Source organism: Pseudomonas sp. SWRI50 (assembly GCF_014269095.1).
GTDB lineage: Bacteria > Pseudomonadota > Gammaproteobacteria > Pseudomonadales > Pseudomonadaceae > Aquipseudomonas > Aquipseudomonas kermanshahensis.
The window spans coordinates 25,827-39,708 of the sequence record NZ_JABWRW010000026.1; the positions used below are offsets into that span (position 1 = coordinate 25,827).

The 13,882-nt window shown below is 63.8% G+C and carries 11 protein-coding genes; 7 read left to right on the top strand and 4 right to left on the bottom strand.

What is annotated here, in order from left to right; all coding sequences use genetic code 11:
- Nucleotides 1-98 precede the first annotated feature (98 nt).
- A complete protein-coding gene (locus HU750_RS22345) occupies nt 99-1,763 on the top strand; it encodes an arylsulfatase (RefSeq protein WP_186682422.1) in 1,665 nt (554 codons plus the stop codon).
- Nucleotides 1,760-2,797, top strand: coding sequence for a formylglycine-generating enzyme family protein (locus HU750_RS22350; protein WP_186682424.1), 1,038 nt, complete (start codon nt 1,760-1,762; stop codon nt 2,795-2,797). Before HU750_RS22345 ends, HU750_RS22350 begins: the two co-directional genes overlap by 4 nt.
- Nucleotides 2,798-2,803: 6 nt before the next feature.
- Here HU750_RS22350 and pdxR read toward each other — a convergent pair whose 3' ends face one another.
- On the bottom strand, nt 2,804-4,285 hold the full coding sequence (gene pdxR / locus HU750_RS22355; protein WP_186682426.1) for a MocR-like pyridoxine biosynthesis transcription factor PdxR: 1,482 nt from the start codon (nt 4,283-4,285) through the stop codon (nt 2,804-2,806).
- A gap of 89 nt (nt 4,286-4,374) precedes the next feature.
- Here pdxR and HU750_RS22360 point away from each other — a divergent pair, with 89 nt between their 5' ends.
- Nucleotides 4,375-6,066: an NAD(P)H dependent flavin oxidoreductase family protein gene (locus tag HU750_RS22360; protein WP_186682428.1), complete on the top strand. Its 1,692-nt coding sequence runs from the start codon at nt 4,375-4,377 to the stop codon at nt 6,064-6,066.
- A 41-nt stretch (nt 6,067-6,107) separates the two neighbouring features.
- Here the strand turns inward: HU750_RS22360 and HU750_RS22365 are convergent, their stop codons facing one another.
- Complete coding sequence (locus HU750_RS22365) at nt 6,108-6,869, bottom strand: helix-turn-helix transcriptional regulator (protein WP_099429662.1); 762 nt, start codon at nt 6,867-6,869, stop codon at nt 6,108-6,110.
- Nucleotides 6,870-7,043: 174 nt separating this feature from the next.
- Between HU750_RS22365 and HU750_RS22370 the strand changes: the two genes are divergently transcribed.
- The 4 genes from HU750_RS22370 to HU750_RS22385 are packed head-to-tail and all read left to right on the top strand — an operon-like array spanning nt 7,044 to nt 11,766.
- A complete protein-coding gene (locus HU750_RS22370) occupies nt 7,044-7,994 on the top strand; it encodes a PDR/VanB family oxidoreductase (protein WP_186682430.1) in 951 nt (316 codons plus the stop codon).
- A 31-nt stretch (nt 7,995-8,025) separates the two neighbouring features.
- The gene (locus HU750_RS22375) at nt 8,026-9,135 is read left to right on the top strand and encodes a Rieske 2Fe-2S domain-containing protein (RefSeq protein ID WP_186682432.1); all 1,110 of its coding nucleotides are present in this window, start codon (nt 8,026-8,028) and stop codon (nt 9,133-9,135) included.
- Between the two features lie 46 nt (nt 9,136-9,181).
- Nucleotides 9,182-10,432, top strand: a complete 1,251-nt coding sequence (locus HU750_RS22380; protein ID WP_186682434.1) for an OprD family porin — start codon at nt 9,182-9,184, stop codon at nt 10,430-10,432.
- Nucleotides 10,433-10,464: 32 nt separating this feature from the next.
- Nucleotides 10,465-11,766 carry an MFS transporter gene (locus HU750_RS22385; RefSeq protein ID WP_186682436.1) on the top strand — a complete coding sequence of 434 codons (1,302 nt, stop codon included), beginning with the start codon at nt 10,465-10,467 and terminating at the stop codon, nt 11,764-11,766.
- Nucleotides 11,767-11,823: 57 nt separating this feature from the next.
- On the opposite strand, the gene HU750_RS22390 is transcribed toward HU750_RS22385, so the two are convergent.
- Nucleotides 11,824-12,321, bottom strand: a complete 498-nt coding sequence (locus HU750_RS22390; protein WP_033694339.1) for a RidA family protein — start codon at nt 12,319-12,321, stop codon at nt 11,824-11,826.
- 81 nt (nt 12,322-12,402) lie between these two features.
- Nucleotides 12,403-13,794, bottom strand: coding sequence for an NAD(P)/FAD-dependent oxidoreductase (locus HU750_RS22395; RefSeq protein ID WP_202883856.1), 1,392 nt, complete (start codon nt 13,792-13,794; stop codon nt 12,403-12,405).
- Nucleotides 13,795-13,882: the final 88 nt, after the last annotated feature.

Here is a 13,882-nt window from a genome sequence, read left to right on the forward strand (position 1 = left end):
GTTTCAGCCAGGGTCGCCGCCGGTCTTCATTCCTTGACAAGATAATTAAATAAAAAAATCATGTAGTGCACCCAACCCACAATAATAAAGAGAAACCCATGATCCCCTCCAAGCCCTTGCTTGCTTTCAGCCTACTGCTGCTCGGCGCCAGCCAAGCGTTCGCCGCCCCAACCGTTAAACAACCCAACATTTTGCTCGTGGTCGCGGATGACCTGGGGTTCTCCGACCTGTCTGCGCTGGGCAGCGAGATCGCGACCCCGCACCTGGACAAGCTGCTGGCCGACGGACGCCTGATGCTCGACTTCCATGCCTCACCCAGCTGCTCGCCCACCCGCGCCATGCTGATGTCCGGCAACGACCCGCACCTGTCCGGGGTCGGCATGATGGCCGAGTCGCGTGGGCGCCTGCCGGCGGGCAGCGAGGTGCAACCGGGGTATGAAGGGGTGCTGGGCGCCAATGTGGCCACGCTCGCCGAGTTGTTGCGCGATGCCGGTTATCGCACCTACATTGCCGGCAAGTGGCACCTGGGCATGACGCCCGCGCAGCAGCCGCAAAACCGCGGCTTCGACCAGGCGTACGTGTTGCTGGAAGGCGGCGCGGCGCATTTCAAGCAAACCAACATGGGCCTGCTGCCCAACTACAGCTGGAGCTTCCGCCACAACGGCGAGCCGGTGGAACTGCCCAACGACTTCTACTCGACCCGCTGGTTCACTGACCGCCTGATCGACGTCATCGACCAGGGCAAGGCAAGCCAAAAGCCCTTCTTCGCGTTCGCCGCCTACACCGCACCGCACTGGCCGCTGCAAGCGCCCGACGCGTACCTGGCGCAGTACCGTGGCCGCTATGACCAAGGCTACGAACAGATCGCGCGCGAGCGGCTGCAGCGCCAGCGCAAGGCCGGGCTGGTGCCTGCGGACTTCCCGATGGAGCCACAACTCGAAGGTGTGCCCAGCTGGGCGTCGCTGACCCCGGAGCAACGGCAACAGTCAGCACGCACCATGGAGGTGTATGCCGCGATGGTGGCGGCACTGGACGCCGAGGTGGGCCGCCTGGTGGACCACCTGCGTGAAACCGGCGAGCTGGACAACACCTTGGTGTTGTTCATGTCTGACAATGGCCCGGAAAACGCCAACCGCGTCGACCCAGAATGGATCAAACGCAATTTCGATAACCGCCTGGACAACTACGGCCGGCCTGATTCGTTCCTGATGATCGGCTCGGCATGGGCCCAGGTCAGCGCCCTGCCCAGCCGCCGCTACAAAATGACCACCTACCAGGGTGGCATCCGCGTACCGGCCTTCGTCCACTACCCTGCCACGATAAAACCCGGGCGCAGCGAAGAACTGGCCAGCGTGCGCGACATCATGCCGACCTTGCTGCAACTGGCCGGTGCTTCACCGCCTGGCATCAAGTACCGCGACCGTGACATCGTGCCACCGCAAGGCACCTCGGCCCTGGCTTACCTTGAAGGCCGGGACACGCAGATCCACCCCCGCGACGAGGCCATGGGCTGGGAAATCAACGGGAACGCTTCACTGCGCAAAGGCAACCTCAAACTGCTGTTCGACACCACCGACGTAGCACCGGCGTGGCGCTTGTTCGATTTGAGCAAGGACCCAGGCGAGCACCATGACCTGGGCGCACAGCAGCCCCAGCAAGTGGCCGAACTGCTGCGCGACTGGAAAAGCTACGCCCAGCGCAACAACATCGTTATCACGACCGAGGGCCGGCCTGTTTCCCCCGCGCTGGTCAGCAAGCCATGACAACCCGGCTGCTCGGGGGCGCGGCACTCGCCCTCGGCGTGCTTGCCGCCGCCTATGCGGCATGGCCCGCAGCCCCTGCACCGGCGCTGCTGTGCAGCGGTTACAGCGGTGTGCCCGCGCCCCGCGAGGGGCCGTGGCGCGACGGCATGGTGCAGCTGCCCGGTGGCACCTTCAGCTTCGGCTCAAGCCGCTTTTACAGTGAAGAAGGCCCACCGCACCCGGCCAAGGTTTCGGCCTTCTGGATCGATGTGCACCCGGTCACCAATGCCCAGTTCGCCCGCTTCGTGCAGGCCACCGGTTACGTGACCCAGGCTGAACAGGGCATCGACGCGCAAGCGGCCCCTGACCTACCTGGCACGCTGCGGGTGCCGGGGGCGATGGTGTTCAAACAGGGTGCCGAGGTATTACGGCCAGGCTGGCAGTTCGTTGCCGGGGCGAGCTGGCGCCACCCCCTGGGGCCCGATAGCCATTGGCGTGAGCGGGCAAACCACCCGGTCGTGCAAGTGACCCTGCGCGATGCCCAGGCTTACGCCCAATGGGCCGGCCGCACACTGCCCACCGAGGCCCAGCTGGAATACGCCATGCGCGGTGGCCTGCAGGATGCGGATTTCAGTTGGGGCGCTACCGAGCAGCCCACAGGCAAACCCATGGCTAATACCTGGCAGGGCCAGTTCCCCTATCACAATCAAGCGCTCGATGGCTTCACGGGCACATCCCCGGTGGGCTGCTTCGTGGCCAATGGCTTTGGCGTGTTCGACGCGGGGGGCAATGTCTGGGAGTTGACCCGCAGCGGCTATCGCCCTGGGCATGATCAGGCCCGCGATGCCGCACTCGACCCACAAGGCCCGGCGCTGGACGACAGCTACGACCCTGCCCAACCCGGCACACCAGTGGCGGTGATCAAAGGCGGGTCACACCTGTGCTCGGCGGACGCGTGCATGCGCTATCGGCCTTCGGCACGGCAACCGCAGACGGTGTACCTGGCCACGTCCCATGTCGGGTTTCGGACGGTACGGCAAGCAGAGGGCGAGTGAAGCTACCTATAGCGCTGCCGCCTGCGCCAGCCGCTGGGTGGCAAGGCGGATTTCATCCACATCCAACGAGGCAAACCCCAGCCGCAAGGCATTCTCGCGGTGGCCAAACGGTGAAAACTGGCCGCCGCCACGCACCACCAGGTCCAGCTCCAGCGCGTTGGCCGCCAACTGGTCGACGTCGAGGGTGTCGGCAAACTTCACCCAAAGCGCCAACCCGCCTTCCGGCTCCTGCACCGCTATCTGCTCGCCAAAGGCATCGCGCAGGCCACTCAACAGGGCTTCCCGTCGCCGCCGATACTCCGTGGACACCCGGCGCAGGTGCTTTTTCAGTTCGCCGTCATTGATCAGGTCGGCCAACATCCGTTGCATCACCGCATCGCCCTGCCCCAGGGTCAGCACCGCTGTGCGCTCAAGCACCTCGATCACATTCGGTGGCGCCACGATAAAGCTGCAACGGAAGGTACTGCCCAACGACTTGGACAACGAGCCGATGTAGATCACGTGGCGTTGCGAACGGTCGCTGGCCAGCGGCAGATAAGGGCGCCCGGCAAAGTGGTACTCATGGTCGTAGTCTTCTTCGATCACGCAAAAATCATGCAGCCGCGCCAACTCCAGCAGTTGCTGCCGGCGTGCCGCATGCAGGCTGACCGTGGTAGGGAACTGGTGATGAGGGGTGAGGTACATCATGCGCACGTCGTGCACTCGGCACAGCGCGTCGATCTGATCGACCCGGCAGCCTTCCTCGTCCAGGTCAACGGTGACCAACCGCGCGCCCAGCTGGCGGAAAATCTCCCACGCCGGCGGGTAGCTCAGGCGCTCGACCAGCACCACGTCACCCGGCTTGAGCAAAGCGCTGGCCGTGAGGTACAGCGACATCTGCACGCCTTGGGTCAGGCAAATATGCTCGGCCCCCACATTAAGGCTGCGGTTATGGCGCAGCATGTCGGCCAATGCACTGCGCAGGCACTGGCTGCTGCTTTCGCAACCATGGCGCACGGTGTTGGTGGTGAAACTGTTGCGCAAGGCCTTGCGGTAATAGCGGTGCAGTACAGCCTGGGGCAACAGGCGGTGGTCACAGGCGCCGTTATCGAAAAACAGCGCGCCAGGCCGATGTTGCAGCGCCGTCACCTGCTCGCTGTTGGTGAAGTAGGGAACGGCAGGCGCCTCGTGCAGCGCCAGGGCAAATGACGGCGGCGCGCTGTGGGCGGCCAGGGTGCCGGCAGCGAGCCGGGTGCTGACGAAGGTGCCCCGGCGTTGCACGCTCTCCAGCCAGCCTTTGGTAACCGCCTCTTCATAAGCGAGGATCACCGTCTTGCGGTTGACATCAAGCAGTTGCGCCATTTCTCGCGTGCCGGGCAGCAGTGTGCCGGGGCGCAGGCGGCCCTCGACGATCGCGGTCACCAGGCCCTCGACGATCTTTCTGTACGAAGCCTGCGGCTGAGCCCCGTCGAGCTTGAGCAACGGCCGCCATTTGCGAAGCTGGACCATGTGAATTATCCAGAACTGGAGGTTCTTATGGTCCTAGTCTAACGCAACAATCAGGCCTCTCTCGCCCCCAATTCAGCCCTGAGGTGTGTATGCAGCAACGCCATGTCATTGAACTGTCGCCCTCGGGCAAACGCTTCGAAGCCGCAGAAGGCTTGCTGCTCGACGCGATGCTCGCCAGCGGCCTGTCGGTGCCTTTCTCGTGCCGCCGCGGGGCCTGCGGGTCGTGCAAGGTCAAGGTGGTGTCGGGCCAGTACCGGGACAAGCAGCGCAGCGCAGACATGCCCGCGCCCTGCTACCCCCTGGCTGCCAACGAGATGCTGCTGTGCCAGAGCCATGCCTGCAGCGACATGCGCCTGGAAATCCCCGGCTGGTCGCTGGACACGCCAACGCTGGCCATCACTGCCCATGTGCTGAGCCAGCGCGCGCTGAGCGTCGACATCATCGAACTGGTGCTGCAGCCCACCCAGCCTCTCGAAGTGCGCGCCGGCCAATACGTCAGGTTCTGCCTCGACAATGGCGACAGCCGCTGTTTCTCCATCGCCAACCTGCCAGCGCAGGACCAGGGGCGCTTGGTGTTCCATATGCGCAAGGTCAGCGGCGGGCTGTTTACCGAGCGCGTGCTGCCCGCGCTGCAGGTGGGCGATGCGCTGCAGTTGGAAGGGCCGGTGGGCGCCTGCACCTGGCAGCACGAAGAACAACGCCCGGTCGTGCTGTTCGCCACCGGCACGGGCTATGCCGGCATCAAGCCGTTGTTGCTGACGGCGCTTGCGGGCCATGCCCCGGTTACGCTGTATTGGGGCGGTTCATCGCTGGCCGACTTCTATGACGGCGCGTTCCTCGACCAGGCCAGCCTTGCCCACCCACACTTTCGCTGGCACCGCGTGCTATCGGCCCAAGCCCGCGTACAACAGGTCGCACTGACCCATGCCCACCGGTGGGCCGATACCCAGGTCTATGCCTGCGGCAACAGCGCGATGATCACCAAGGCCCGCGAACAGTGCCTGGCAGCGGGCGTGCAGGCTCACCGCTTTGTCGCCGAGGCTTTCGTTGCCAGCGGCGCATCGGCGCCGGCGGCTGCGTCGCTGAGCACGCTGGACCCGGTGCTGGAAAAAGTCGGCCCACGTTACTCGTTGGACGGCATGCTCGCAGCCCGCGAGCAATCGGTGCGGGCCCTGGCAGCCATTGTCAGCCAACTGAAAGTCGGCATGACCACTGCCGAGGCGTTGCAGATGGCGGCCGAGACGTTGCAGGCGATGGGCGCGTCGCACACCTGGCACCCGACCTATATCCGCTTTGGCGACGACACTGTGCGCACACCCCGCCAAGGCATCGACCCACAGCGCCAACTGCGGGCCAGCGACATCGCCGTGGTCGACCTCGGCCCGGTGTGGGATGGCTACGAAGGCGACTACGGCGACACCTTCGTGTTTGGCGAGCACCCGCTGTATCACGCCTGCGTCAAGGCCCTGCACGACGTGTTCGAAGAAACGCGCCAAGCCTGGTGCGCGGGGCTGACCGGCCGTGAGCTGTACGACTTCGCCGAACGCAGCGCCCACGCCAAAGGCTGGCAGCTGGAGCGCAATCTAGCCGGGCATCGCATTGCCGACTTCCCGCATGCCCTGTTCGGGCAGGACAAACTGGCCGAGTTGGACATCGTGCCGAGTGAGATGGTGTGGGTGCTGGAGATTCAGCTGTGCCACCCTACCGAGCCGGTAGGGGCGTTTTTCGAGGACATTCTGGTTGGCCAAAACAGCCCACTTATCAATGAACAAAGGTCATAAGTACGTGCCGATTCAGCTTGCCCGATTAGCCTGACCCAACATCATGAAAACAAGGCAAACAACTGACTGCGAAAGTGAATGCCAAGCCGGTCAAACGCCCGGTTGCGGTAGGTTTTCACCGTGCTCTCCTTGATGCCCAGGTCGGCGGCAATGCCGGCGTGGGTCATGCCCTGAAGCAGGCGGATGCAGATGTTCAACTCTTGCGTGGTCAGGTCGGGGCAGCGCTGGAGCAGCTGCTGCCGAGGGTCCTTGACGGGGTTCAGGGCTTTCAGCGCCAGGTGCCCACGCAAGAGCTGCAACAACGCTGGGCTGAGCGCTTCGCACATTTGCAGTTCACGGTCGTTGAAATAGCCTTGGTCGTGGTGGCGGTAGAGGTTGAACTGCACCGGGCGCGCCTGCTCGTCCAGGTACACACTGGACAACCGTTCGATCATGCCGTTGCGCTGGTAGATCGCCTCGCGGTAGGGCCCGTGGCGGATGTCCTGTGCGACCAGGTGGCCGACTTGCCCAGGGGCCGCCTTCAAGGGTTCGAACAGCGGGTCGTAGCGATGGTAGTGCTCGATGTACGCCTGGCCGCACCGCAGCACCAGGTTGGTGTCCGGGTGGCGGGTGCCGGCCGCCAGTAGCTGCGGCCGCGCGCCGTCCATGCGCAGCACGGAAAAATGCTGGCAAGCCGCCCATTGGCCCAGGCAGTCCAGCAACGCACCGGGAAAACCGGGCGTCCCCAGCGTACGGGTCAAGTCGCTAAATGGGCGTATTTCCGCTGGCAAGGTCGATGCCTGTGGGGTGCTGAGACGAATCATGGCGGCACTCGGCTATTTATTGTTTTTGGATCGAGCGAACAGGGCCCGATAAATAGTTAACCTATTAACTATCAGTCTGCCGCCAATCATTGTCCTTGTCCACCTCACGGGTGACAGCCCTGCCAGACGCTCGTCCGTAAGCTGGCCCGACAACGACAATGAGCGCAAATACCCATGGACCTCCACCCCCTCGACCTGCGCGTCACGCGCTACGCAGCCGAAGCCAAGGACGTCGTTCTGATCGAACTGCGCGCCGCCGATGGCCGGGCGCTTCCGCCCTTCAGCGCGGGTGCACACCTGGAAATCCGCGTCGCCGGCGACCTGCCACGCCACTACTCACTGCTCAATGCCCCCCATGAACGCGACTGCTACCAGATCGCTGTCGGCCTGGCGCCTGACAGCCGCGGCGGCTCGCGCTTCCTGCATCAGCAACTGCGCCTGGGCGACACCCTCGCCTGCAGCCTTCCCCGCAACCATTTCCCGCTGGACGAGCACCTGCAACGTTACTGCCTGGTAGCAGGCGGCATCGGCATCACCCCGATACTGGCGATGCTGCGCTGGTGCCAGGCGCACGACAAAGACTGGCGGTTGGTGTACTGCGCCCGCAACCGGCAACGCGCCGCGTTCTATGAAACGTTGCGCGAACTGGACCCTGCACGGGTGCACCTGCACTTCAACGACGAAGCGGGCGGCCATCTGGATACCGCTGGGCTGCTCGACACCCTGCGCGACGACGAGCACCTATACGCCTGCGGGCCGGCGCCAATGCTCGATGCCCTGCAAGCCGCTGCGGGGCCGCGCGCCGAACGCCTGCACATCGAACGCTTCAACGCCGCGCCGGCCAGCACCGAGGGTGACAGCGGCTTCACCGTGCACCTCAGCCGTAGCGACCGCAGCCTCTGGGTCGCGCCCCAGCAAACGATCCTCGAAGCCCTCGAGCACCATGGCATCGAGTTGCCCTTTTCGTGCCGCGCCGGCCTCTGCGGCAGTTGCGAAACCCGCGTCTGCGCAGGTGTGCCAGACCACCGCGACCTGATCCTCTCGGACGCCGACAAGGCCGAAGGCCGCAGCCTGATGATCTGCGTTTCTCGTGCCCTCGGCGACAGCCTGGTGCTGGACCTCTGAACCGCCCCACCCTTCTTGAAGGAGCAACCCCATGTCACTGCCAAGCAGCAACCTCATCGCGCATGCGCGCAAGGCCAGCGAACCGATGGCCAACCGTGAAACCCCGTTCATCTACAACGAATGGTACGTTGCCGCCTTCGACGATGAAGTCGGCCGGCATTTGTTGGCCCGGCGCCTGCTCGGCCGCCGCGTGGTGATGTACCGCACAGAAGCGGGTGAACCGGTGGCCCTGGAAGACCGCTGCGCGCACCGCTCGTTCCCGCTTTCGCGCAGCCACCTGCAAGGCGACACCATCGTCTGTGGCTACCACGGTTTTCGCTACGACGCCGCCGGCGACCTCATCGAAGTGCCCTCCCAGAAAAACTGCCCGCGCGGCATTGGCGTACGCCGCTATCCGCTGGTGCGCCAGGGGCCGCTGCTGTGGATATGGCTGGGCGAGCAAGCCCTCGCCGACCCGGCGCTAATCCCCCATCAGGCGTGGATCGACGACCCAGCCTGGGCCTGCACCTCCGGGTATTTCCATCACCCGGGCAACTACGTCAGCCTGCATGAGAACCTCATGGACCTGACCCACCTGAGCTTCCTGCATGCCAACACTATCGGCACCCCGGACTACGCCAGTGCCCCGTACAAACTGGACCTCAAGGAAGGCCATTACACCCTGATCCGCGAAGTGGTACCGACCACTCTGTCACCGGTCTGGGGCAAGACCACAGGCCTGGAAGGCTGTGCCAGTGCAGCCCGCATTGCCACCTCGGAGTTTCTCTCCCCGGCCCTGCACCGGGTCAGCGTGACCTTCTACGACAGCGCGCAACCGGCCGAGCAACGCCAGCAGTTTCACATTCGTACCGCGCACATCCTGACCCCGGAAACCGCCAACAGCCTGCACTACTTCATCGTCCATGGCCGCGACTTTGCGCAACACGACGAAGCCTTGGGCGACTACATGCACGAGCAGCTGTTCGCCGCCTTCAACGAAGACGTCGAAGGGCTCGGGGCACTGGAAGCCGCGCTCGACGACCGTGACGACCACCACTACGAGATTTCCGTGGCCAGTGACGCGCCGGCCGTCGCCACCCGCATGTACCTGAAGAAACGTGCCGATGCCGAACGCCTGCACACCAGCCGCAAGGTCGGCTGAAGGCAGCGCAGGCCGCCGTCCATAACAACAATAAAAGGGACAACACATGTTCAAGCCTGAACGGGGCATCACCTGCCTGCGCCTGGCCCTGCTGGCAGCACTGGCTTTGCCAGTGCATGCCCGCGCCGACTTCGTCGCCGACAGCCAGGGCAGCCTGGAGCTGCGCAACTTCTACCAGAATCGCGACTTTCGCCAGAGCGGTGCCAAGGCCTCGCAAGTCGGCAACTGGTCGCAAGCCTTCATGCTCCGAATGCAGTCGGGTTTCACCGACGGGCCTGTCGGGTTCGGGCTGGATTATCTCGGCCTGCTGGGGGTCAAGCTCGACTCAGGGCGTGGCCGCAGCGGCGACGGCACGCTGCCTTTTGGCTCGCAATCAGGCCGGCCGGTGGACGACTTCAGCCACATGGGGGTTACCGGCAAGCTGCGCGTGGCCAAGACCCGACTCGATGTCGGCATCCTCACGCCGACCTTGCCCGTGGTCTTCCGTGATGACATGCGCCTGATGCCCCAGACGTTCGATGGCGCGCTGCTGCAGTCGCAGGACGTCGAACGGCTGACCCTCACCGCCGGGCAACTCTGGCGCTCGCGCACCCGCGAATCGTCAGGCAGCGACCGCATGTACCTGGCCGGGCGAAGCGCCGACTTCGACAGCGGCGCCTTTGATGTACTCGGCGCCAGCTATGACGTGGGCCACGGCTTGATCGCCAGCGTCTTTCGCGGCGAACTGCACGACGTCTACCGGCAAGACTACTACGGCCTGGTGCACACGCTGCCACTGGGGCCCGGGATGTCGCTGCTCACCGACCTGCGCTACTTCGACAGCAACAGCGCCGGCATTGCCAAGGCCGGCAGCGTCGACAACCGCAACTTCAACATGATGAGCACCTTCAGTGTTGGCGCGCACAAGGTTGGCGTGGGCTACCAGCGCATGTACGGCAATGACGCCTTCCCCACCCTGAACGGCTACACCCCGCCGTACACCGCCAACCTGGTCACGATCGGCACCTTCACCAGTGCCGGCGAGGTCTCCTGGCAGGCCCGCTATGACTACAACTTCGTCGCCCTTGGGCTACCGGGGCTGAGCTTCATGACCCGCTACGTGCGGGGCGAGGAGATCCGCACCAGCGCTGCCGACGGCCATGAGTGGGAACGCGACACCGACCTCACCTACGTGATTCAGGCCGGCTACTTCCAGGGCCTGGGCCTGCGTTGGCGCAACGCGGCCTATCGCTCCAGCTACGCCAGCAACATGGACGAGAACCGGCTGATCCTCAGCTACACCCTGAAACTCTGGTGAATCCCCCTACACCTGCCCTTCGAGGTACTTCCATGAGCCAGACCTTCGAGACGCTGCAACACACGCAGAGCACTGCCAGCACCCACCGCCAGGTCAGTTGGCGGATCATGCCGCTGCTGCTGATCAGCTACGTGTTCGCCCACCTGGACCGCATCAACATCGGCTTCGCCAAACTGCAGATGAGCAACGACCTGCAATTCTCCGACACCGTGTACGGCCTGGGGGCCGGGCTGTTCTTCGTCGCCTATGCGATGTTTGGCGTGCCGGCCAACCTGGTGCTCGACAAGCTCGGCCCGCGGCGCTGGATCGCCCTGATGATGGTGACCTGGGGGCTGCTCTCCAGTGCCATGCTGCTAATTGAAAGTGCCCAGGGTTTCTACGCCCTGCGTTTCGGCCTCGGGGTGGCCGAAGCCGGTTTCTTCCCTGGCATTCTGGTCTACCTGTACCGCTGGTTCCCGGCTGGGCGGAGGGCGTCGATCACGGCCCTGTTCACCCTGGCGGTGCCCATGGCCGGCGTAGTCGGCGGCCCGGTATCGGGCTGGATCCTCGAACACATGCAAGACACCGCCGGGCTGCGCGGCTGGCAGTGGATGTTCCTGATCGAAGGCCTGCCAGTCGTGGCGCTGGGCCTGGTGATACTGGCGCGGCTCGACGACCGCATCGAAGACGCACGCTGGCTCAGCGACGCGCAGAAGCAGGCGTTGCAGCAAACGCTGGCCGGCGAAGAAGCGCGCAAACAGATCAGTTCCTGGCGCGGCATCTTTGCCAATGGCCAGGTCTGGCTGCTGGTGGCGATCTATTTCGCGGTCATGCTGGCGGTCAACACCCTGGCCTTCTGGATGCCTGCGCTGATCCACGGCTCGGGGATTGCACACGACAGCCAGGTTGGCCTGCTCAGTGCCCTGCCCTATCTGGCGGGCTGCTTCTTCATGATTGCCGTGGGGCGTTCTTCAGACCACCACAAAGAGCGGCGCTGGCACTTGTGCGTGCCGATTCTGATGTGCGCGTTGGGCTTGACCCTGACCGGCCTGCAGCCGCAGTCACCGCTATGGGTCATGGCCGGCCTGGCCATTGCCGGCATGGGCGCCAGCAGCGCATTGCCGATGTTCTGGCAGTTGCCACCCGCCTATCTGGCCGGCCCGATATTGGCGCCGGGGCTGGCGCTGATCAGCTCGCTGGGCAGTGTCGCCGCTTTCGTGGCGCCTTACCTGATCGGCTGGATGCGCGACAACACGCAAAGTGCCAGCCTGGCGCTGTACCTGTTGTCGCTGGTGATCGCCTTGGGGGCGCTGCTGGTGCTGCGTACCTCGGCTGCGGTGGTCAACCCACGCTGAGGCGAGGTACGCAGGCAGGCGTGGCTAGGCCGCGCCAGCCTTCAGCAACTATCCCTCTCAGGGACGAACTGCAGTCACTTCGATCTCAACACGCCAGGCTGGGTGAGCCAAGCCTGCAATCTGGAACGCGGAACGTGCAGGCAGGACTGGCTGCTTGGCGTCTGGGCCGAAGAACTGGGTGTAGCCGGCCATGAAGCCGTCGAAGTCCATCTTGCCGCCGTTCTCCGGGCCGCCTACCAGGAATACCTGCATCTTCACCACATCCTTCAGGCCCAGACCGAGGTCTTTGAGCTGCTTCTGGATGTTCTCGAGCACATTGATGGTTTGTGCTTTGGTATCACCGAAGGATTCCAGCGAATCCTTGGCTGCCTCTGGGTGGATAGCCGACGGAACCGAGCCGCTCAGGTAAACGACGGTCTTGCCTGCGGGGACTTCGACAGCTGCCGAAATGGGGAAACTGCCTGCGCTATGGCGCACGACGTCCTGTGCATGAACGCTCCCGGCACCAGCAATTGTCAGGGCCAATGCAGCAACGGTCTTGAAAGCGACCTTCATGTGTTTCTCCTAATTGATTACCACGGGTGATGTGCACGCCTCGACGAGGCGTGCACGGTCATTCCATTGTCGTAGCGGGGTTTAGAATCGATACAGGCTAAACGGTGTTGGGTCCAGCACCGGGGCTTTGCCCAGCAGCAGGTCGGCCGTCAACTCGGAAGACACCGGGCTTTCTGTCATGCCCCAACCGGTCGCGGTATTGATGACCAGGCCAGAGTATTCCTTGACGGTCGAAATGATCGGGTTTTCGTCCGGGGCGATCGCCATGGCGCCGCTCCACTGATCGATCAGTTTCGACTCGGCGAAGGCTGGGAATTCGACCTTGAGTTTTGCCAGCGAGGCATTGAGCTCTGGAAGATCAGGGGCCGCCGTCATCAGCCTGTTTTTCTCGAACGGCGACACTTCATCCAGCTTCCAGCTGGTTGGCTGCAGGAACGAATCGATCAACTGCTTGTTGAGCGAGACGTGAACCGGGAAGTCCGGGATGGCCAGCAGTGGCAGGTACTTGTAGCCATACATGAAGGACTCTTTGACCACCGGCGCAACCACGACGCGCGGCGAGGTGGCGTAGGTGCCGTCAGCTTGCTCGCGGAAGTAGATGTTCCCTGGCAACGCAACGTTACCGCCCGGTGCACGAGGTGCCGCGCTGATGATCTGCTGGGACTGGTAGGCAGGCAAGGTCGGTACATCGACACCCAGGTTCTGCATGAACAACCTGGACCAGGCACCGCCGGCCACGACGACGCGAGAGGTCTTGATGGCGCCCTTCTCGGTGACCACGTCGGAGATGGCACCTGCTTGGGTTTCCAGCCCACGCGCAGCGCAGTGGGTGTAGATGCGCACGCCCATTTTCTTGGCGTACTCGGCCATAACGTACGAGGCACGCTCGGCGTCCAGGCTGCCCGAGTCTTCCTCGAAGCCTGCGATCTTCCAGCTGGACGAGGCACCGCGCAGGCGCTGCTCAAGTTCAGTGCCTTGAATGATGCGGGTCTTGAAGGGGATGTCGGAGCCAACCTCACGGGTTTTGAGGTCGATCCACTTTCTGACGCCTTCCAGGTCCTCTTCATCGAAAGGCACTTCGACACGGCCTTGGGTGCGGTAGCTGGTGTCAGCACCCACCTTGGCATTCATCTCGCGCCAGCGTTGCTTGGCAAGGTGGTGCAACTGGAAGGTCGCATCCGGCATCTTGTAGGTCATGACCTGGCCATAGAACCGGCAGGACTGCTCGCCGGCAATATCACCTTTCTCAACGATGACGACCGACAGGCCACGCTCGACCAGGTTGATCGCGGTGGTAAGACCGAGAATGCCCGCGCCGATGACGACCACGTCTGCTTGCTTGGGCAGCACACCCTCGGTGCCTTCGACAAAACCGAACCGCGGTTTGCCGGGAATCAACCGACCCTCGCGCGTCAGCATAGGGGTAAGAATCCCCGCACCTGCCGCAGCTGCCACAACGCCGCCGCCAATCAAAAACTTACGCCTGGTCATTCCCATGACACTTTCCTTACCTAGCATTCAGTATCGGTTACATCAGCCCGAACAACGGGCGCATGCAAGG